Annotated in this window: 17 protein-coding genes, 2 tRNA genes and 1 pseudogene; 10 read left to right on the forward strand and 10 right to left on the reverse strand. The window is 57.4% G+C overall.

The features are described 5' to 3' along the window. On the reverse strand, positions 1-117 hold a 117-nt coding region (locus tag BLT47_RS09725), incomplete at its 3' end, for a transposase (RefSeq protein WP_420865593.1). A gap of 36 nt (positions 118-153) precedes the next feature. Here BLT47_RS09725 and BLT47_RS05725 point away from each other — a divergent pair. The 3 genes from BLT47_RS05725 to BLT47_RS05735 all read left to right on the forward strand — a co-directional run bounded on the left by BLT47_RS05725 (position 154) and on the right by BLT47_RS05735 (position 2048). Continuing rightward, positions 154-759: an ATP-binding protein gene (locus tag BLT47_RS05725; RefSeq protein ID WP_256332557.1), complete on the forward strand. Its 606-nt coding sequence runs from the start codon at positions 154-156 to the stop codon at positions 757-759. A 208-nt stretch (positions 760-967) separates the two neighbouring features. Further along, the gene (locus BLT47_RS05730; protein ID WP_143021790.1) at positions 968-1237 is read left to right on the forward strand and encodes a hypothetical protein; all 270 of its coding nucleotides are present in this window, start codon (positions 968-970) and stop codon (positions 1235-1237) included. Positions 1238-1526: 289 nt separating this feature from the next. Further along, positions 1527-2048: a nitroreductase family protein gene (locus tag BLT47_RS05735; protein WP_074662680.1), complete on the forward strand. Its 522-nt coding sequence runs from the start codon at positions 1527-1529 to the stop codon at positions 2046-2048. A gap of 148 nt (positions 2049-2196) precedes the next feature. Here BLT47_RS05735 and BLT47_RS05740 read toward each other — a convergent pair whose 3' ends face one another. Both BLT47_RS05740 and BLT47_RS05745 read right to left on the reverse strand, forming a co-directional pair. Further along, positions 2197-3435: a class I SAM-dependent RNA methyltransferase gene (locus BLT47_RS05740; protein WP_074662683.1), complete on the reverse strand. Its 1239-nt coding sequence runs from the start codon at positions 3433-3435 to the stop codon at positions 2197-2199. A gap of 97 nt (positions 3436-3532) precedes the next feature. Next, a tRNA-Ser gene (locus tag BLT47_RS05745) sits at positions 3533-3623 on the reverse strand. Between the two features lie 227 nt (positions 3624-3850). Here BLT47_RS05745 and BLT47_RS05750 point away from each other — a divergent pair. Both BLT47_RS05750 and BLT47_RS05755 read left to right on the forward strand, forming a co-directional pair. Beyond that, positions 3851-4780, forward strand: coding sequence for an HAD family hydrolase (locus BLT47_RS05750; RefSeq protein ID WP_074662825.1), 930 nt, complete (start codon positions 3851-3853; stop codon positions 4778-4780). 68 nt (positions 4781-4848) lie between these two features. Next, a tRNA-Ser gene (locus BLT47_RS05755) sits at positions 4849-4936 on the forward strand. Between the two features lie 213 nt (positions 4937-5149). On the opposite strand, the pseudogene BLT47_RS05760 reads toward BLT47_RS05755, so the two are convergent. Continuing rightward, positions 5150-5386, reverse strand: a pseudogene (locus BLT47_RS05760) (IS30 family transposase); the annotation flags it as partial. 798 nt (positions 5387-6184) lie between these two features. On the opposite strand from BLT47_RS05760, the gene BLT47_RS09730 reads away from it, so the two are divergent. The 4 genes from BLT47_RS09730 to tgt all read left to right on the forward strand — a co-directional run bounded on the left by BLT47_RS09730 (position 6185) and on the right by tgt (position 10179). After that, the gene (locus BLT47_RS09730; RefSeq protein WP_407706095.1) at positions 6185-6436 is read left to right on the forward strand and encodes a helix-turn-helix domain-containing protein; all 252 of its coding nucleotides are present in this window, start codon (positions 6185-6187) and stop codon (positions 6434-6436) included. 218 nt (positions 6437-6654) lie between these two features. After that, positions 6655-7494, forward strand: a complete 840-nt coding sequence (locus tag BLT47_RS05775; RefSeq protein ID WP_074662692.1) for a DUF4261 domain-containing protein — start codon at positions 6655-6657, stop codon at positions 7492-7494. Positions 7495-7999: 505 nt separating this feature from the next. Beyond that, the gene (locus BLT47_RS05780; RefSeq protein WP_256332549.1) at positions 8000-8716 is read left to right on the forward strand and encodes a queuosine precursor transporter; all 717 of its coding nucleotides are present in this window, start codon (positions 8000-8002) and stop codon (positions 8714-8716) included. A gap of 134 nt (positions 8717-8850) precedes the next feature. After that, positions 8851-10179, forward strand: coding sequence for a tRNA guanosine(34) transglycosylase Tgt (tgt, locus tag BLT47_RS05785; protein ID WP_074662697.1), 1329 nt, complete (start codon positions 8851-8853; stop codon positions 10177-10179). Positions 10180-10191: 12 nt separating this feature from the next. Here the strand turns inward: tgt and BLT47_RS05790 are convergent, their stop codons facing one another. After that, entirely contained in the window at positions 10192-11484 is a 1293-nt protein-coding gene (locus BLT47_RS05790) for a hypothetical protein (protein ID WP_256332550.1), read from the reverse strand. 185 nt (positions 11485-11669) lie between these two features. Here BLT47_RS05790 and BLT47_RS05795 point away from each other — a divergent pair, with 185 nt between their 5' ends. After that, positions 11670-12956, forward strand: coding sequence for an FHA domain-containing protein (locus BLT47_RS05795; RefSeq protein WP_074662700.1), 1287 nt, complete (start codon positions 11670-11672; stop codon positions 12954-12956). Between the two features lie 196 nt (positions 12957-13152). On the opposite strand, the gene BLT47_RS05800 is transcribed toward BLT47_RS05795, so the two are convergent. The 5 genes from BLT47_RS05800 to BLT47_RS05825 all read right to left on the reverse strand — a co-directional run bounded on the left by BLT47_RS05800 (position 13153) and on the right by BLT47_RS05825 (position 19816). After that, positions 13153-14637 carry a DUF1846 domain-containing protein gene (locus BLT47_RS05800; RefSeq protein WP_074662831.1) on the reverse strand — a complete coding sequence of 495 codons (1485 nt, stop codon included), beginning with the start codon at positions 14635-14637 and terminating at the stop codon, positions 13153-13155. 348 nt (positions 14638-14985) lie between these two features. Continuing rightward, a complete protein-coding gene (locus BLT47_RS05810; RefSeq protein ID WP_074662706.1) occupies positions 14986-15765 on the reverse strand; it encodes an SDR family NAD(P)-dependent oxidoreductase in 780 nt (259 codons plus the stop codon). A 110-nt stretch (positions 15766-15875) separates the two neighbouring features. Further along, on the reverse strand, positions 15876-16637 hold the full coding sequence (locus BLT47_RS05815) for a GntR family transcriptional regulator (RefSeq protein WP_074662708.1): 762 nt from the start codon (positions 16635-16637) through the stop codon (positions 15876-15878). Between the two features lie 612 nt (positions 16638-17249). Next, positions 17250-18275 (reverse strand): L-idonate 5-dehydrogenase, encoded by a 1026-nt coding sequence (locus tag BLT47_RS05820; protein ID WP_074662711.1) that lies wholly within the window; start codon positions 18273-18275, stop codon positions 17250-17252. Continuing rightward, on the reverse strand, positions 18275-19816 hold the full coding sequence (locus tag BLT47_RS05825) for an MFS transporter (RefSeq protein ID WP_082160088.1): 1542 nt from the start codon (positions 19814-19816) through the stop codon (positions 18275-18277). The genes BLT47_RS05820 and BLT47_RS05825 overlap by 1 nt, the downstream gene beginning before the upstream one ends. Between the last annotated feature and the right edge of the window lie 111 nt (positions 19817-19927).

The raw sequence follows: 19927 nt of genomic DNA on the forward strand, positions 1-19927 counted from the left end.
CAAGCCCAAAGCCTTAGCCACACACGCAATCGACTCGCCAGTATCAATCACCTGACTCGCAGCATCCTGCCGGTATTCAGGGGTAAACCGCCTTCTCTTCCCACTCATAAGACACATCCTCCCAAGGAATCAACACCACAGGCAATCCCTCTAATCCAGTGTCAACAAAACAAGGGTAATCCCAGGCGACTCAAACAACTCGGCCTCCCAGCAACAAAAACCTTTGACACCTTCGACCCGACCCTATCCACCATTCCCGCCCACACCCTGTCCTTCCTCGAAGGCTTGGAATGGATCGACCGGAAAGAAAACCTCGTCCTAGCCGGCCCGGCCGGCACCGGGAAAAGCCACCTAGCCGCAGCCCTGGCCCAGAAAACCGTCCAACACGGCGGAAACGCCGCATGGCTAACCCTGCCCGACCTAGAACGCCTCGTCGCCTCCCACCGCGTCGACTACACCATCGAGAAAACCATGAACAAACTCGCACGCAACAACCTCATCATCATCGATGACATCGGCCTACTCCCCATCACACAAACCGCTGCCGAAGGCTTCTACCGCATCTGCGACGCCGCCTACGAACGCACATCCCTTCTCATCACAACCAACCAACACCCCTCACACTTCGACAAAATCATGCCCACCAGCCTCGCCACCGCCGCCGTCGACAGACTCCTACACCACGCCCACATCCACATCACCAGCGGAGACTCCATCCGCCTCACACACTCCCTCAACAACACAACAAAACAGGCCTAACAAACACAACCCACACACCCATAACAACCACAGGAAACAAAACCATGTCCAAAACCCGCAAAAAACCCTGCGCCACACCCGCAAGAAAAAATTGCGCTTGACATTCCATCAGCACCAGCTAAAGCTGATTGGGATGCGTCGGTTGGTCGGGGGATCGACGTGACGGGGGGTTAATCAGTATGGCCCGTTGCGGTTAGGGCCGCATTATGTGGAGACGGCGCAGAATAATGGGGAAGTGATTGAGGCTTACCCGATTTGGTGTATCCAGGCTTTGTATGCTGATCCGGGTCCGAATCAGATGACGGATATTGCGACGCTTACGGATTCTCGTAAGCTGGGGCCGGCTGAGTTGGCGTTGGAGACCCCGCAGGCGGCTTGGTTGTTGCAAAAGTATGAGCGTAATAAGGACGACAATGTTAATTTGGCGGCCTTGTCGTATCTCATACTCTTCTCCACACGTCCCACCGTGAAAACCTAAGCTGGAAAACTTGCCGAGAAATGCTCGAACTCTTCAACCCCTCACGATTGCAGCCGGGCCCAGAGTCCACTCGTGTTATCCGGTCGATAGCACGTTTTTGGCGAGCAACTTCCGTTACCCGGGAAAAAACTAGTTACACGCATCTCAAGATCGATACGCTTAGAAACAGTGAAGCGGCGCGCCAGCCAGGTTCCAATAAGAAGGCAACTGCTTCCGGCAAAGGTGCCGCCGTCTCTACGAGTACGAAATTTGTGCCAAAAAATAGAAAAATAGGTAGAAAAGGAAAACAATGACTTACGACGATTTGTTAAAGCTGATGCAATCACGTGTCTCGGTGCGTGAATTTGCTGCCACTCCGGTAGAAAAGGATAAGCTCCTTGCTCTCGTGGAAGCCGGCCGCACGGCGCCCACCGCGCGGAACCGTAGCCTCACGTTGTTCACGGCCGTCAATTCTGCCGCGAAAGTCCAGGAACTTGCCCAGGCCATGGGCAAAGCGCTTGGCGCAGAGGAATACAACCTTTATAATGCCCCGGCCGCCATCCTTGTCTCCACGCCGCGTGAAAACAACTCTGGCCCTGGCGAAATAGGTTTGGCCAGCCAAAACATCCTGCTTGCCGCACAAACGCTCGGGCTTGGTGCCTGCTGGGTTAACCAACTCCGCGATACCTGTGATGACGCCGGTGTCCGCACCGTTCTCGACCAGCTCGGTATTCCTTCCGACCACATCCTGATTAACACCTTGGTGTGCGGCGTTCCGGTAAGCCAGCCGGAAGCGAAGGAGAAGACGACGCAGGTCAACTACGTCGAATAACTCGGTTACTCCGAATAACGCGGTACCTTGAGTAACTCGGCAAGTTGGCAGGCGCGGGACAGCTACGCAAAAGCACAACTACAAATACGTAAAGCGCAACCGTGACTATGCACAGGCCCAACCGCGAACACATAAAGCACAACCGTTACTACACAAAGGCGCAGACGGTTTCCACAAAGTGTGTGTTGGGGAAAATGTCTAGCGCGTGGGCGTAGGTGAGTTGGCGGCCGGCCTGCAAAATAGCGGTTACGTCCCGTGCCATAGAACGCGCGTCACAAGATACTAAAACAATTTGCGTGGCCGAACTGCGTGCCAATTCTGTCGCCGCCTGGGCTCCCAGCCCGGCGCGCGGCGGGTCCGCAATCACAATATCGGCCCCGGGCACTATCTCAGCAATTGTTTGCGCATCAAGCGTTAGGGCGTATGCTTCCGCCCACGGGTAGGCGGCGAGGTTTTTACGGGCGGCGCGGGTTGCTAGCTCGTTACCTTCGTAGGCCCGCACCTTGCCGGCAGGCCCCACCAATTCCGCAGCCACCTGCGAAAACAGTCCCGCCCCCGAGTAAAGATCCACGAGCGTATCGCCAGGTGTCACGCTAACGGCGTCGAACACACTCGCTACGAGTAAGGCGGGCGCATATTCATGCACCTGCCAAAAACCGTCCGCCGCTAATTCGTACCAAAACTTTTCACCCTGAAACTCCACTACTTCGCGCACAACCGGCGCCGCTGGCTGCCCGGGCGCAGAAAACGCCTGCCCATTGGCGAGTAGCAAAGGTGGGCTCGCGCTCGGCGCCACGAGTTGCACGTGAAAAGGTTCCGTTGTTGTGGCCAGTGCATCCCACGCGTTCCCGCACACTTGCAACGCTTCCAGGCGGCGGCTGGCGAGGGGGATTTCCGTAAGCGGAACGTGCTTGCCCAAGTTTGGTACATACATGCCGACGCCGGTGGCCAGTTTGTCAACCCAGATGCGGGTGCGATACCGCCAACCGGGGGCTGCAGGATCAGCCTCAGGGACGGGATCTACCGTGAACATTTCGGGGCTGGCACCGCCTAAGCCAGATGTAAGCCCGGCAAGTTTGAGTTCGCGGCGGAGCATATGTGCTTTCATAGCGCGCTGGGCGGTGAGTTCTATATGTCCGTAGTTAGCGGCCCCGGTTTGGGCCACGGAACCGAGCGGCCACGGGTGTTCGATTCGGGCGGGGGAGGGGCGCAGAATTTCTTCAACGGTGGCCAGATAGCCGCGTTTCCGTTTGTGAGTGATGCGGGCTCGCACTTTTTCGCCGAGGATAGTGCCCCGCACAAAAACCAGCTCAGCTTCGTGCCGGGCCACAAATTCGCCGCCGAAAGCCACGTCTGTAATTTCCAAGTCCACTGCTGAACCGATCATGTGCCACCTCCTCGCTATGCTCGTAAAACGACCATAGTACCGGGCGGGAAATAATATTTGGCAATCCGCAGAAGGAGCGGGGCGAAAAGAGCGCCACTGGCGGAGACGGAGGGATTCGAACCCTCGAGCCGCACATCGCGACTACTTCCTTAGCAGGGAAGCGGTTTCGGCCTCTCACCCACGTCTCCAGGAACACCAGCTCTAACAAGCCAGGCCTTCTGAGTTTACCTGTTTTTGGGCGCGCGTTTCCATCGTGAGGAGGTGAGACCAAGCACGAATTTATTCGGTGTTGGCACTTGCGGGCCGCAGGTGGCGGGCCTGGGGTACCGTGGTGCATCGGAAGATGCCGAACTGCCGGCCCTTTCTAGATTTGGATCGCGCCGGCACCGCTCGAATATGGAAAGTGAGAATGTTGATGACGGAAATTTCCAACAATATCCGCGCGGCGGCCCAGCAAGCCGGAATTCCGGCGGCGGGCCCGGGCCTGATGCTTCTCCTCGATCTTGACGGCACGGTTTTGCCGGATGATGGCGTGATTCGCCAGCGCGTGCGCGAAGCCGTGCACGCCCACGTGGATGCGGGTACGCACGTGGTGATCGCTACCGGGCGCGGCCGCATGTCTGCCCACCCGGTTGCCGAAATGCTCGGCCTGGATAGCGCCGTCATGATCTGTTCGAACGGCAACGAAACCGTGCTTACGGGAGACGCAACGATAAACGGCGTCGAAGGGAAAGCATATGAAGCGATTACTGACGGCGGCCAGAAGGTTTCCATGCGGCTCGCAAACATTACGACGATCGAACCAGCCGCCCTGGAAAATGCCTTGCATCAAATGCACAAAGCGTTCCCGGATGCGTATTTCGCGGTCGAACCCGCTTTCGGGGAACGTATGCTTGCCGACGGTTTTCCGTTTACGCTTTTGCATCCACAGCGCGGTGTGCATGTTCCTTACGAAGAATTGTTCATTGACGACTGTATTCGCATGTTCATGGTAGCCCCGGGTTTGCGGCCGCAAGAGTTACAGGATCGCGTGGATCGTCTCAACTTGTATGGGCTTGAAGTGATCGCTTCTTCGTCGTGGGATAGCGGGTGGGTAGATGCCGGGCGCGCCGGCGTTACGAAAGCCACCGCGGGCGAGGTAGTGCGCGAAGAGTACGGTTTGCCGCCGCATGCAACGGTTGCCGTGGGTGATGGCGGGAACGACGTCGATATGCTGCGCTGGGCGGGACTGGGCGTAGCGATGGGGCAGGCCGCCGACTTCGTGCAGGAAGCTGCCGATGTTTCTACCGGCACGATCTGGGAAGATGGGCTGGCCATCGCATTGGAAACGCTCCTCGAAAACTAGCCGCAAATGTGGTGTGTGCCGAGCGGTTTCCTGCACGCGCGGTGAAACAGATAGTATGTATGAGCCCGGGAGGGTTGTCAGAGCGGCCGAATGAGACGGTCTTGAAAACCGTTGTGTGGTGAACCCGCACCGGGGGTTCGAATCCCCCACCCTCCGCGTTAGCCGCTCCTAGATTTTCTGGGAGTGGCTTTTTCATGCGGTTTGCGGCGAGACGACGCGGAAAACTTGGGGTAAACACCTAATTCGTGAATGTGCTTCTATATTGCTCTATGTGCGCGTTTGTAGCATAGTGAGGGATACATTTAGGGATACGCGCAAGGGCTACAAAATTCGAAAGCAATCCCCCCCCCTCCACCGCTAGAACCCGCCCAGCAGATCAGCGATTTGTATGCGCTCAGCCTCGCTTAGATAGCGGGCGTGTAGTGGTGCAGGTTGTGGCATGTCGCCACGGTACCAATCAACACTTGGCGCTTCATTACGCCCGGTGGCACGGGTCCGCCCGTTCCGCCAGACCTTACCAGTACGTTTGGGCACGCCAACCGCGCGGGCAGCGGCAGTGAAATTCATACCCGGGGCCACAAGATCGAAATAACGTTCACGCCTGGCAGCGAGTTCTTCCCTATTCATAACGCTCCTCAGAATCGAGCGTTGCAACAATCCCTAGAACCCGCCCGCCCGAATGACCGAATAGGGGGGGGCGTGATGTGCCAGGGTTCCGGGGCGGGCGCTACGTATCATGGATACGGCGCGACCAGCTCCGTGCAGTGCGCACGCGGCGGGGGATACATGTAGTAGGAGGGTTACGGGAAATTGTTTCACGCAGGCCCGGAAGTGGAAAGGAGCAAAAGTAATGGTACGAGATGATGCAGTGCTTAGCGAGATTGAGGAACTGGCTAGCAAGGTGAGGGAGGCGGAGGCGGCATATTCGCGGCTTTTGGAGGAACGTGCGGAATTGTTTCGTAGGGCGCGAGGGGAGGGGTTTTTCCCGCGTGAGATTGCCGAGCGGGCGGGCGTTTCGCGGCAGATGGTGGAGCGGGTCTTAGGGAGGACCCCCAAAAAGGATAAGTGACACACACCTTACGCAACGGGGGTTGTGTAAGGTGTGTGTAGAAGACTCCTGAAACGCACGGGGTACCGCGAACAATAACAAACTGGGTGGCCCCGGAAAACCGGGCCCCCTACAACGATAAGGATAGCAAAATGACGGATTTTACTATTACGGCGACGCTTGATACCGACGATCCGAGTGATGAGCTAATCGATACGGTACTAGATGGACTGGCTGAGTATGATCCTATTTTTATTGGAGCACCAGGCGGAGCAACGGTCCAAATATGGTTGCCAGCTAAGAACCTTACCCAGGCCCTAACAACAGCTATCGCACTATTAGGGCCCCGCGTGCCCATGGTCGGGCTATCAGCGCTGCCTAGAACCATTGCTGATGCACGCGCAGCTGATACCTATATACCTCCACTTCTTTCCACGACTGAGGTAGCTAGGCGCCTGGGGATTTCAAGACAAGCCGTTACACAAAGGCTTGCCGCAGGCACTCTTCCCGGACGGCGTGCGGGCAATACGTGGGTGGTAGCGGAGGCCGACATTCCCGCGGGCAGGGCAGGGGACGACACCGGTAGAAGGACACAACAAGGGATATAGGCCGCCTAAAAGGGCGTGTATCTGCGGATCTATTCGAACCCCCACCCTCCGCGTTAGCCGGTCTCGCCTCGCGCGCGACCGGCTTTTTGGTGCCGCCCCTGGCTGCGTGCTTACCCGGCGGTGGTACGACGCCGTACCGGAAGGATGCCCAAGCCGGAACCCACCTAAGCCGGAATCGCCCAAGCCGGAATCGCCCCCAAACCGGTACGCTGGTTGCCATGGCTCAAGTTCCGATTTCGGCAATTCATCCTGCCCCGCAAGACCACCTCACCATGGAAGCGCTGTTCAGTGCCCCGATCGACGTTTTGGCAGCTCTGCAGCGTCTTGCCGATTCGGACGGGAGGCCGCTGCAGATCGGTATTTCCGCCGCCACCGCAGAAGGTGAAATGCGGGAAATCGCCCCGGAAGAGGCCGCTTCTGCCACCGGTCCGCTGATTTACCACTACCAAGCGGAGGGGACCACCGTGTTGCTTACCCCGCTTTCGCGCCCGCTCCCGGCCGGTGAAACGCGCCTGCCCGAACACAGTTTCCACATCAAAATCACGATGCTCACCCCGGCGGGGCGCGCCCGTGCCGGCCAACAAGCTGCGGCAACTCTCAGCGATACCGCCATGCTCGAAGGTCGAGCCGCCATGCGTAACCTCTTCCGCGCTTACACGCCGCTCGCCCGTAGCCTCATGAACGAGGCGGCCGCCGTCGGAATCGTCCGCCGCGAACTGGGCATCGCCTACCCGGCGCACGAAATCGCCAACTTCGACCCCGAAAGCCCCACACCCTACCTACTATGGATTTACATTCCGGTCGTATCTGGCGATCTGCGGTACGGCAGAACCGTGGGCTTGCCCCTCTTCGGGCACCTTGACCTGCAGGTCTCGCAATCCGTACAGTCGGCCGAAGCCGTGTACGAACTCCTCGTGAACATTGCGGGTTACATTATCGACGACGGCGCTACCCTCATGCCTGGACAAACCGTGGAAGCTCCGGGAACCGGGCAACTGGAAATCTCCCAAGCCCAGGCCGTGGGCGGCGAAGAGGAAGTACTCGCGCTCAAGTACTAGCGACTATCGGTAGGTGCTAGCGGACTATCAGTAGGTATTAGCGACTATCGGTAAACGCTAGTAGCCGATGAGTGACTATTACCGGCCGCACACCCCGCAACCTCAGCCCATATGCCGGTGCGGTAGCCCTCATGCCCGGTGTGGTAGCCCTTATGCCCGGTGCGGTAACCTGCGCTCCCGCAGTTGCGGCAGTTGGTGCCAGGTGAGAGGAAGCCGAAGGCACCGGGCGAGGCCGCGACTTGCGCTCGCGGCGGTGCGTCCTAAAATGGAAAGGTCCGCGCGGTGGCAGAGCCGGACATCAGGAATAACTGCGCGTGCGAAAGCCGCTGAAATGAAGCGGCGAAACTCGCCGAAACAGCGAAACCCGCCGAAACGGGGAAACTCGCCGAAACAGCGAGATCCGCCAAAAACGGGGGAACCCGCCGAAACAGAGCGGCGCGCGGCGCGCGAAACCTGAATTTCCAGTACGGGCAGGAGAGGTATTGCCTGCTCGTATCGCACTGATATGGGAAGGGAACTCATGGAAGCGCAGTCCACCGCGCCGGAGGCGCGGTTTGCCGATATTAGAGGTTCGAAACTTTATAACTACGTTGGTATTTTCTTCGTTTCGTTCCTCCTGATTTCGAATATCGGCGCTACCAAACTCATTGGCATACACATCGGGCCTTTGAATCTGGATCTTGTGTTCGACGGCGGGGCTATCCTTTTCCCGCTCACCTACATAATTGGCGATTTGCTTTCTGAGGTGTACGGGTTCAAAGCAGCGGCCCGCACAATCGTGCTCGGTTTTGGTATCCAAATTCTGGCTAGTTTCTGTTTCTGGCTGGTACAAATCGCTCCGCCCGCTGCCGAATACGTAAACCAGGAGGCGTATGAGGCCGTGCTTGGCGTAGTGCCGCGGTTTGTGGCCGCCTCCGTGTGCGGATTCCTCTTCGGCCAGCTCATGAATTCGTACGTGCTGGTTTGGATCAAACAAAAATTCGGCGAAAAACGGATGTGGGTACGGCTCATTTCCTCCACGATCGTCGGCGAACTCGTAGACACAATTATTTTCTGCTTCATTGCCTGGGGCGCCGAAATCTTGGCCGGCAACCTGAGCTTCGCTACCATTTTGAATTTGACGCTTACCGGCTGGATCTACAAGATCCTGGTGGAAGTGGTGCTCTTGCCGGTAACCTACGCGGTGGTCGGCCGAGTCAAACGCGTGGAAGGAATCGCCTAGCCGGCGAGCAAAGAGTTGGGCAGTTTGGCGTGCCGGAGCGGGCGCAAACAGAGTTGGGCGCGCCGGAGCCAGGAATGCGCGCGAGGACATACAAATATGAGCGGGAGGGACCAGATTTGAGCGGGAAGGATTCGATGCAGGATCGCGGTTTTACGGTGCAGACGCGGCTGGAGGTAAAGCGCGGGGCTCGTAAAGGCCGACCTTTAGGGCGTACCGGAGTTATCCACACCCCGCACGGGGATATCAAAACTCCTGCTTTTATCCCGGTTGGTACCAAAGCCACGGTAAAAACACTTACCCCGGAACAGGTGGAAAGTACCGGGGCACAGGCCGTGCTTGCCAATGCCTACCATCTGTATTTGCAGCCCGGCCCGGAAATTGTGGACGCGGCGGGCGGGCTGGCCGCTTTCATGAACTGGCACGGGCCCACCTATACCGATTCGGGTGGATTCCAAGTGCTTTCGCTCGGTTCCGGATATAAAAAGATTCTCTCTGCCGAATATGCGGGCGCGAATGCCGGCATGGCGGATTCCGGCGTCGCCCCGAAAACTGGCCGCAATAAGGATAAAGAACGCCTTGCGAACGTGGACGAAGAAGGTGTGTGGTTCCGTTCCCACCTGGATGGTTCCAAACATCGGTTCACCCCGGAAGTTTCGATGGGGATTCAGCACCAGTTGGGTGCCGATATCATGTTCGCTTTCGATGAGCTCACCACTTTGCTCAATTCGCGTGCCTATCAGGAAGAAAGTTTGGAACGCACGCGGCGCTGGGCGGAAAGGTGCCTACGGGAACATCGCCGGCTCACCGAGGCACGGGTGGGCAAGCCCTACCAGCAGCTTTTCGGGGTAATCCAGGGCGCCCAGTACGAAGATTTGCGGCGCAAGGCTTCCCGAGATTTGGCGGCCATGCGGATAGACGGCCAAGAGTTCGACGGTTTCGGAATTGGCGGCGCGCTCGAGAAAGAAAACTTGGGTGAAATCGTGGCCTGGTGTTGCGACGAATTACCGGAAGACCGCGCCCGCCACCTGCTCGGCATTTCCGAACCGGATGATTTCTTTGCCGCGATCGAATCTGGGGCGGATACTTTCGACTGCGTGAACCCTTCCCGCGTGGCTCGCAATGGCGCTATTTACTCAGAAGACGGCCGTTTCAATATCACTCGTGCCCAATTCCGCGCCGATTTTTCGGCCCTCACCCCGGAATGCGACTGCTACACCTGCACGAATTATTCGCGGGCTTATATCCACCACCTGTTCAAAGCCAAAGAACAACTGGCAAACACCTTGGCCACGATTCATAACGAGCAGTACACCGTGCGGCTCGTGGCACGCATCCGCGAAGCAATGGAAAACGGCACCTACGAAGAATTCAAAAAGGAAACCCTGGCCCGCTTCTATGCCGGCGGGTGGGGCCGCAAAGTAGCGCCGCAAACCCGCCGGCACGGTAGCCGCAAAGGGGCTTAGCGAATCGCCCGTTTAGAACCTCCGGTCTGATGCTTGGCGCAGTGCTTCCATGGTGGCCGCGTCCGGGAACTGCCGGATTTCGTAGCGCGGCGGCCAAATGCCTTCCGCCGGCCGGATTCCTTCCGGCCATACGTCGCGGGCAATATCCAGGCGGATAGTAACGGTCGAGTTCGAACCGGCAGGTGCGGCGTCGTCGGTAAACGAAACATACTCCGCATCCCCGGGGATCGAGCCGTGTTCGTAGGAACGCAACCACCTCGTAGTGGTTATCGTGCGCCCGCGCACCTCGTGAGTGGAGAAAGCGGCGAGCGTACCATCCTGGTTTGGCCAGTTTTGCATGTACTTTTTCTGGTTCCGGTAGATGCGTTCACGGAAAGTGCCGCGCAGTTCCGAAAGGATCGGGTAGGAGGGATCGTCCGGGAGGGGGATCCACTCTGCCCAGCCGTCCGCCGCCACCGTGTGCGGGAGCGGGTAGATAACGCCGCGTTGATTGACCGTCTGCCGGAATGTGCGGAATAAGTTCGGCAGATACGGATCATTTGCCATAACAATTAGCAACCGCGAACGGGTGGCGGGAATGAAAAGCGGGAAAGTCTCAGGGTTTTCTTCGCTCAAAGAGCGCGCCACCGCCTGGATGAGGTCCAAATCCGCAAACCACGAACTTTCATAATTGGGTGGCCCGGTGAAAATCATGACGCGAGCTCCAGCTTCGCGAGTTACCCCCAGCTCCAAACCGCGTTTGCCTAAATTGTGGTTGAGCTGGCGCAATGCACTCACCGACTCGCCAAAATGCGCCCCGAGATCCGTAGCGGAACGATCCAAACCCAGGTCCGAAAAATATAGGGGCACAATGTTTTCTGGCGTGTCGCGCGCCAGGCCTACGCCCACAAAATCCGTGAGTGGAATGTAAATTAACGAATCGTCCTGCGAATCATCGTGTGTGCGAATAAAATAATCCGCCGCACGCACGATCGGCAAGGTGAGCGTAGAACCGTCAAAGGGGTCATTTTCCGACGACGTCGCCGTCACCTCCGCGGAACCCTGGGCCGGGTGCGGGGACGGGATTGAGATCTCCTCAAAAGCGGGCGGCTTCGCCCCCGAAATGCCAATTGAAATCAACCTATCCAAAAGCTTTTTACGCTCGGCTTCCGGTGCATCCTCGCGAATCATCTGGAAGGGACGGAAACGGAAGGTACGGCCATCGGGCAGCAGAAAATCGAGCCATTCGCCGTCCGCGTTTACCAACGCACCTTGGAGTTCTGGATGGTGGGCCGCAACATCGAGGGCCCAATTCATTAGCGACATAGGGTTATTCTTCCAGATCTGCGCCCGCCGCGGGCCAAAGGCTTTGTGGTGTTCGGTGCGCAACGGGCCGCCACGCGTGGGCGCCAGGTTCTCGCGCTGTCCGCCGGTGCCCGGTTTTGCCATCGCTTGGCCCGCCTCACCTAGTATTGTGGTTGAACAGAGCGAGATTGCGAAGTGAGGGAACAATGGCCGTTTCACAAGTGATGCCGCTCGCCGGAAAAGGGTTTTTGGTGGCGAGCGATTCGGGTGTGCTCTTCCTGCCGCACGCCGAACCGACGCAAGCGGCCGAATTGTGGCGCCTCCTCCACGACGGCCCGGTCGGTTTTGCGAGCGTACTGGGCGAACTGTTACGCCTCCCGAACAGCGTTTTCGCGCTCGCTGCTCCCGCCGGCGAAACCACGTTAGTGGTTACGCGCGGGATGCGGGTGTGGGATATTTCCGGCACCATAATTGCCGACGGCGCACAAGCTTTCACTTGGACTGAAACCCGGGTTCCGGCCGGCACGGAGCTGTATTTCGGGGAAGAACCTATGCCCGCCCAGCTCGGCTCGCAATCAAATGCCCTGCCGCTCACCGATGGCGTGGTGCAAGCCGGCGGCGCCATTTTGAGTTTCGCACCGGTCGCGGAAGCCCAGCCCGCGCCGCAGCCGGGCCCGGCAGATTTCGACCAAATAGCTGATTTCGATCAGGTACTTTCGGGGGAAAGCCCCACTCCGGGCGCGGCAACGCCCGCAGAATCCGGCGCGGGCAGGGAAAGGCCCGGCCGGCGCTCGGCCACGTGGATTGCGGCCGACGCGGCGGGCGCGGCAGTAGCCGCTACAGCCGGGGCCGGCGGCGTTGCCGGAGCAGGGGTGGGCGGATTTGAAGCCGCCGCATCACCGGTGGAGGCGAGCCCGCCGGATGTAGCCAGAGACCGATACAGATATAGTTCGGCCGCTTCACCAGGCCAAACTGGAGCCGCCGGAGTTACCGGAGCCGGCGCGGTTGATCCCACGGGCCCCACGCTGGCATTTGACACCGGACGCCTGGGCCTCTTGATATTCTTCGTGGACCCAGCACGCAACGCCGGCGCGGAGCAAAACGCTACCGGCGGGGCCGGGAGCACTTACGGCGAAGCCGATAATTTTGTAGACAGCCAGGAAATGCTACGCGGGCCGGAATGGACGGTGGAGTTGCGTGGCGACGTCGTTATCGGTAGGCAGCCGCGCGGGCAAGCACGCCCGGGCCACGAAGCTCCGCAACTCGTAATGGTTCCCAGCCCGGCGCTAGAAATTTCTCGCGTGCACTGCGAGGTGCGGGTAGACGGGAATGAAGCGGTGATTGTGGACCGCGATTCGAATAACGGTACCTACGTGCTACGAGCGGGTACCGAGCCGATGCGGGTGGCCCCGGAAAGTCCGGTGCTTTTGCACGACGGCGATATTATCGACATTGGCGAAGGTGTGCGCTTCGAAGTGGCCTACGGGATATAGGGCGGTTGGTCGGCCAAGCCGCCAGGCGGGACCGCTGCGGGCGAAGCGCTAGCGCTCCTAGCTCGGCGCGCTCGCGAAACTGGTGGCGCGGTTGGAAACACTGGTGGCGCGGCCATATAACCTAGTCAGTGCGCGGAGCTGCTGATTGCCGCGCAGTGGCTAGCCTTCTCCTAGTGCGCTTGCCCCCTTTTGGTTCCTAGTGTTTGCGGTAGAGCGTTTTGCGCTGATATTTCGGTTCGCTAGTGACGTTTATGCCCAAGTTCCGGAAAATACTTTCGTCTACCGAACCCAAAATGGTGGTGGTATGCACATCGCAGCCGCGCAGGTTGCGCAACTGAGCGAGGGCTTTGGCAGCCAGCTCGTTCGTGGAAGCGGAAACGGCTAGGGCGATCAGCACTTCATCGGTATGCAAACGCGGGTTCAAAGATCCCAAATGCTCCGTTTTTAGGTTCTGGATCGGGGCGATCGCTTCCGGGGAAAGCAGTTTCACGCGGTCATCAATTCCCGCTAAAACCTTGAGCGCATTGAGCAGCATGGCGGAAGAGCAGCCGAGCAGTTTTGAAGTTTTCCCGGTAATAATCGTGCCGTCGGGCAACTGCATGGCCGCCGCCGGCTGATGCGTGGCCTTCTCCTTCGCCAAAGCGGGCGGAACTACCTTCCGCATGCCCGGCTCCAAACCAATCTTCGCCATAATGAGCGCGATTCGCTCCGAAGCGTGCGGCGCTGATTCAGTTTTCTTTTCTTCGACCAAAGCTCGGTAATAGCGCCGCAAAATTTCTGCGCGGGCAGCGGCCTGGCAAGCGGCGTCGTCGGCAATACAATAACCGACCATATTAACCCCCATATCGGTGGGGGATTGGTATCGGGTTTCCCCAGAAATTTCGCGCAATAACAGGGAAAGTAGGGGGAAGACTTCGACGTCTCGGTTGTAATTTACGGTTTGTTTTCCGTAAGCCACGAGGTGGAAGGGGTCGATCATGTTGACGTCGTCCAGATCGGCGGTTGCGGCCTCGTAAGCCAAATTGACGGGATGGTCGAGCGGTAAATTCCAGACCGGGAAGGTTTCAAACTTCGCGTAATAAGAAGAAATACCGCGCTTATTATCGTGATACAGCTGGGAAAGGCAGGTGGCGAGCTTGCCCGAACCCGGCCCGGGCGCGGTGACCACCACGAGGTCGCGAGCCGTTTCCACATATTCGTTTTGGCCGAGCCCTTCTTCCGAAACCACCAGTTTCGTATCTGAAGGGTAGCCGGCAATCCGCCGGTGGCGGGGTGCGCGCAGGCCCGCTTTTTGGAGCCGACGCCGGAAATTCCGCGCCTCCCGATTTCCCTCTTCATACTGCGTGAGCACCACGTTTTGTACCAGGAATCCTGCCCCTTGGAAGATATCCACAAGGCGGAGCACCTCATCTTCGTAGGTGATTCCGATATCCGCGCGCTGTTTATTTTTGAGGTCTTTAGCGTTCACGACGACGAGGATTTCCAGCTCGTCCTTCAGCTCTTCCAACATGCGGATCTTCAGATCGGGCGCAAACCCGGGCAAAACGCGAGAAGCATGATAATCATCGAAGAGCTTGCCGCCCAGCTCAAGGTAGAGCTTGCCGCCAATAGAATCGCGGCGCTCCTTGATTTCCTGAGATTGGAGGCGGATGTACTTTTCCGCGTCGAAAGCGGTAGGCACGGCGAGGGAGCTGGATGTGGCTGGGCCTGTGGCTGTGCTGGGCTTGGTAGGGGCGTTGGTAGTGCTGGGCGCGGCAGTCGCCGACTGTTTGGAGCTGTGCGCGCGCTCGGGTAATGCCTGGTTATTGCTATTTACTGCTTCGCCCACAAAAGCCCACTTTCACGATGCAAACGGTATCGGGAATACCCTACTGCAAAAGCTGCGGGCCCCGCGGGCAGCACGCGATTATTCACGCACGCGCTGCTAGTTTTCACGCGCGCGCTGCCGGTTTTCCCGCAGGCGCGCTGCTGGTCTTCACGCACGTGCGCTGCCGGCGGGGCCACGCAATTATTGGCTTTTGCCGAAGCTCTACTTGAGATCCGAGGCGGGCAGGTCTTGTACGGAATCGTCGACGCGTTCTACAACCCAAGCATTGGCTTGGGCTACGGGCCGTACGGTCATGGTGTCAATGTTGACGTGCTTGGGCCGGGTTAGGGTCCAAGAAACAATGTCCGCGATATCTTCGGCGAGGAGCGGTTCAGCTACGCCGCGGTATACGTTCTCTGCGGCGTCTTCCGATCCGAGGCGGTTGAGAGAGAACTCTTCCGTCATCACCATGCCGGGGCGGATTTCGATTAGCCGTACCGGGGAACCCACGCCTTCCCAACGCAGGCCATCCTTGATGAAACGTTCACCGTGCTTGGCGGCCACATAACCGGCCCCGCCCGGGTAGAGTTCCTGCGCGGCGGTTGAAGTAAGGAAGACGATATCCCCGCCCTTTTCCTTCATGCGCTTATAAATCGGCTGCGTGATGCGCAAGGTGGCCAGGACGTTGATGTTGTACATAACCTCCCAGTCATTTACCTTGCCCTCTTCCACGGTATCGGCTCCGCGTGCCCCGCCCGCGATGTTTACCAGCCCGGCCAGTTCGCTATCTTTGTAGGCATATTCAACCAGGTTGTTTACGGATTCCTGGTCCGTAAGATCAGCAGCGAAGTAATCGCAACCAATTTGCTCAGCCAATTTGGCGAGGCGTTCTTCCCGGCGGGCGGTCGCAATAACCGAGAATCCGTCTTTTACCAGGCGGCGAGCGGTTGCTTCGCCAATACCGGTGGAAGCTCCGGTTACCAGAATTCGGCCCTTGCTCATTGTTTTCCTTTCGGTCGGTGTTTGGCTTGGTGTTGCAAGTGAGTAATCGCGAAGCGGTTCGAACGCCGTCTTCGTTTCTTCGGACTTTGCTTCATCAACTGGACAAATTCTCACGCGTAGAGTGAGGAGTTAAAAGTGTACTGCGATGCGTCGTACACGTGATCGCCAACTTCGACAATGTTTCCCTGCGAATCGTAGGCATCACGACGCATCGTCAGCAACGCCGCCCCGGGCTCAAGGTCGAGTAGCTCTGCTTCTTCGGGTGTTGCGTTACGTGCTCCGATCGTTTGCATTGCCGAATACAGCTCGACGCCGTTTTTCCGGAGCGTTGCGTACAGACCTTCGGACGAAATTTCGGTAAGTGAAGGGGCTACGGATGAAGGGAGAATATTGTGCATTAACGCGAGCTTAGTGCCGTTCGCCAAACGTACCCTAACTATCGTAACCACTTCAGTTCCGGGATCGCATTTTAATCTCTGCGCGAGCTCTTCATCTGCAAGGGCTACTGAATAAGAAAGCACCTCGGTTGAAGTTGTGTATCCCGCACCCTTCAGGTCTTCATCAAGTGATGTAAGACCAAGGGGGCGGCGTACGTGTTCGGGCGTAACACGGGTTCCGGCACCGCGTTTGCGAACAACTAGTCCCATATTTACTAGGTCTTGAAAGGCGCGTCGAACCGTAGGGCGCGATACCTCCAACCGAGCAGCTAGGGAAACTTCATTTTCCAGAAGCTGGCCGGGAACTAGCTCATCGGAGCGAATACTTGAGGCTATCGCTTTGGTAATTTGCGTATATAGGGGAGCGTCCTCGGTCCGATCAATCGACATTGAAATAACAGCAGGTTCGTTTAGGTTGATGTCAGTGCAATTCATGCGGTCCCTCCAATGGTAGGTAGTTGCATTTGGCGTGGCTACCTTGGCATGCGTGGCCAACCCGCTTCACGTTCTGATGCTTACGTCCGGTACTCCAATAGGTATGCCAGCCCGAGCAATCGAGTTGTCGAGCACAATTATACTATTCTCCCAAAGCGCGAACTTGAGCCCATATAAGCAGATTCAATATTATTCAACAAGTATGTGATTGCTTGGTGGGCGCGCGAAGAACGTGCAGTTTTATCGCAAATGCTAGGCCATACCGCCAAGGGTTCGTGTTGCCCACCGCTTGTCCTTCCAGCAGCAAGAGTAAACCATGTTGTTTTGTGGTAACTATTTCAGTGCAGTTGTGTAAGCCCCAGTATGTGAAGCAGACACTGCGTAAACGGCGTCAAGAAATGGCTGTTTCAGACGTTGAAAACCGCGCAATATGTGCAAACAGTGTTGCATAAAGCAGTGCTATTTGTAGGTGCAAACTAGGAATCGGGTGGACGAAAGTGGGCGGGAATCGATAATTGCGTATCGATTCCCGCCCACTTTACGGAGCCCGTTCTAAGGAGGCCTCTTGAGGAGCCTGCTTCGTAGAAGAGCTTCTTTATGGATGGTGCTCAATTACGATAGTTTGATCATTACCTTCGATGATCCGGTAGAACGGTCTGCCGCGGTTTGGAAGGCGGTGGCCGCTTCGTCGATCGTAAATTCGTGGGTCATTACCGGTGTGAGGTCAAGTCCGGAAGCTATGGCCGCAACTGCGTCGCTGATTTCGTCGTTGAAACGGTACGAACCCTTATAGGTGATTTCACGTGTAACGAGCTGGCCAAGGTTGATCGGAGTGGGCGAGCCAGGAAGATTTCCGACCTGTACCATCAATCCGCCGCGTACGGTTGCCATTAGGCAGTCGCCAATTGTGGCGGGAGCGCCGGAGGCCTCAAACGTGATGTCTACGTTTTCCGGCAGGTCTTCCCCTTCGCCGCGATTGATTAGGTGGTCTGCGCCGAGCGCGCGGGCGATTTCCAGCGGGCTTTGCTTTACGTCGGATACGTAAACTTCTTCCGCGCCGGCATGTTTGAGCGCTCCTACGGTGAGAGCCCCGATTGGTCCAGCGCCGTTCACCAGAATCCGCTTGTTTTCCAGCGGTCCTGCAACGTTGACGGCATGCATAGCTACGCCGAGTGGTTCGGCGATAGCGCCTTCTTTGGTGGAGACGTTATCGGGTAATTTACGAAGCTGATCGGCGCGGGCAACCCGATACGTGGAGAAACCGCCCTGTTCGTGGGGGAAGAATGCGGCAGAACCGAAATACCGTACTTCTGGCCACAAGTTATCGCGCCCCTTAAGGTGTTCCGGAACTGTGTAATCACCTACATAAGTAGCCGGATGGATCGTAACTTTGTCACCAACGTTCCATCCTTGTACGCCATCGCCGATTTGATCGATGGTGCCGGCAACTTCATGCCCAAGAATTAGTGGTTCTTTCAGGACGGCGGTACCGGAGGCGCCGTGGCGCCAGTAGGCAATGTCGGAGCCGCAGATTCCGCCCCATTCCATCTTGACGCGGACTTCGCCCGGGCCTGCTGTAGGGTCAGGGAGCTCCACAACTTCTAGATTATCGGCACTTTTAACTTGAATCGCTTTCATTAGAATGCATCCTCCTTGATAGTGAGATCGCGATCCGTCACGTCCGGCATAATTATTGAGGTTACAAAAACCACTCCGGTATAGAAGAACATCAGCACTGCGCAGGCAATCCAGGAGCCGTTGAATAGCTGCACCAACCATGCCGCGATTAGCGGGCCGAAACCTGCGGTGATGAGGTTGGGGATTTCCTTCGAGAGAGCGAGTTGTTCGTATCGGTGGGCTGAGCCGAAGCATTCGGCCATCGAAATGTTCTCAAGGGAGAACAGGGCCAGAACCGTAACGTTGTGGAGAACTATGTAACCAACAAAGAACATTAGGTCTGGGTTGCCGAAGTGGGGAATGCTTACTCCGTCAACTAATTCGGGTGTGTCTGCCACTCCGCGGTTGTTCATCATCGCCAGGAAGCAGGGGATAATGAGCAAGAGCCCAATGCCGGTGATGATTGTGTAGGTACGCTCGCGCCCAATCTTGTCACCAATTATTCCGATAATCGGGACGGTGATGAAACCTACTAACGAGGAGTAGACGACGACGTTTGACGCGACGTCCTTCGAAACTAGCCAGTAAGCGGTAAGGAAGGTAATAAGGAAGGTCTGGACCATGCCAGAGTTTCCGGACTGACCGAAGCGCAGCAAGCAGGCAGCAAGGAATGCCTTCCACGAACGCTTAACCTTCATCCGCTCAGACGCGGCCACTCGCTTCGCTTCCTCGCGTTCGCGCTTCTTGTCAGCCTTAAGCTGGGCGCGGCGCTCCTTCTTGGAAGGAAGAGGCTTATCGTATTCTTCCAAAAGCTCTTCATCGCTGAGGACTTCTTCCATCCCCGCCTGCTGCACCTTGACGAAAACGGGAGATTCCTTGAGGTGCGCACGAACGAAGAGCGCTAGTCCAAGAAGTACGATAGATCCGATAAACGGAATACGCCAGGCCCATGCAATTACACCATCGGTGCCAACAACGCCCAACAGGATTGCCCAGATAAGGCCAGCTCCGAGCGTTCCGGAGTTTGTACCGAGCGCAACCAGGGAGGAAATAAGCCCGCGGCGGCCCTCGGGTGCGTATTCGGCCAGCATAACCGACGCCCCGGAAATTTCTGCGCCAGCACCAAATCCCTGAGCTAGGCGGAGCACCACGAGAAGAAGGGGTGCAAGCAGGCCTACCTGCTGATATGTAGGCAAGAAGCCAATTAAGGTGGTGGCAACACCCATTAGGGCGATGGTGATGTAAAGGATTTTTGTGCGGCCGATTCGGTCCCCGAGGCGGCCGAAATACCAGGCGCCGAGCGGGCGGGCTATGTAGCCAACCCCGTAAATTGCCATGGCGCCGAGAATTGCGGTGGCTTGGTCGCCGGCAGGGAAGAAGAGATCTTTGAAAACCAGCGCGGCAGCAAGCGAATAGAGCTGGAAATCCATGAACTCAAGCGCGGTACCGAGCCATCCTGAAACCGCGGCCTTTACAAGATCGCCAGTTGTTCGGTGGGCCGTCGAAGCATTAGCCTCCGCGGAGGCCGGTTCGACAGCCACATCTTTCGAGCTATCTGACATATATAAATATTCCTAACATTGTGCGAATAAGCCTGTGAGGCGTGAGCTTCTTTACTCACGAATTATTTGAAAATTATGCCCATGCGGCAGAAAGTGTTGACGAACACGTCA

Source organism: Actinobaculum suis, from assembly GCF_900102025.1.
GTDB classification, from domain to species: Bacteria; Actinomycetota; Actinomycetes; order Actinomycetales; family Actinomycetaceae; genus Actinobaculum; species Actinobaculum suis.

Bases quoted from the DNA above. Each gene is read 5' to 3' on its own strand.
- BLT47_RS05735 (WP_074662680.1), top strand. From the start codon at position 1,527: ATGACTTACGACGATTTGTTAAAGCTGATGCAATCACGTGTCTCGGTG.
- BLT47_RS05740 (WP_074662683.1), bottom strand. From the start codon at position 3,435: ATGATCGGTTCAGCAGTGGACTTGGAAATTACAGACGTGGCTTTCGGC.
- BLT47_RS05750 (WP_074662825.1), top strand. From the start codon at position 3,851: ATGACGGAAATTTCCAACAATATCCGCGCGGCGGCCCAGCAAGCCGGA.
- BLT47_RS09730 (WP_407706095.1), top strand. From the start codon at position 6,185: ATGGTCGGGCTATCAGCGCTGCCTAGAACCATTGCTGATGCACGCGCA.
- BLT47_RS05775 (WP_074662692.1), top strand. From the start codon at position 6,655: ATGGCTCAAGTTCCGATTTCGGCAATTCATCCTGCCCCGCAAGACCAC.
- BLT47_RS05780 (WP_256332549.1), top strand. From the start codon at position 8,000: ATGGGAAGGGAACTCATGGAAGCGCAGTCCACCGCGCCGGAGGCGCGG.
- tgt (WP_074662697.1), top strand. From the start codon at position 8,851: ATGCAGGATCGCGGTTTTACGGTGCAGACGCGGCTGGAGGTAAAGCGC.
- BLT47_RS05790 (WP_256332550.1), bottom strand. From the start codon at position 11,484: ATGTCGCTAATGAATTGGGCCCTCGATGTTGCGGCCCACCATCCAGAA.
- BLT47_RS05795 (WP_074662700.1), top strand. From the start codon at position 11,670: ATGGCCGTTTCACAAGTGATGCCGCTCGCCGGAAAAGGGTTTTTGGTG.
- BLT47_RS05810 (WP_074662706.1), bottom strand. From the start codon at position 15,765: ATGAGCAAGGGCCGAATTCTGGTAACCGGAGCTTCCACCGGTATTGGC.
- BLT47_RS05815 (WP_074662708.1), bottom strand. From the start codon at position 16,637: ATGAATTGCACTGACATCAACCTAAACGAACCTGCTGTTATTTCAATG.
- BLT47_RS05820 (WP_074662711.1), bottom strand. From the start codon at position 18,275: ATGAAAGCGATTCAAGTTAAAAGTGCCGATAATCTAGAAGTTGTGGAG.
- BLT47_RS05825 (WP_082160088.1), bottom strand. From the start codon at position 19,816: ATGTCAGATAGCTCGAAAGATGTGGCTGTCGAACCGGCCTCCGCGGAG.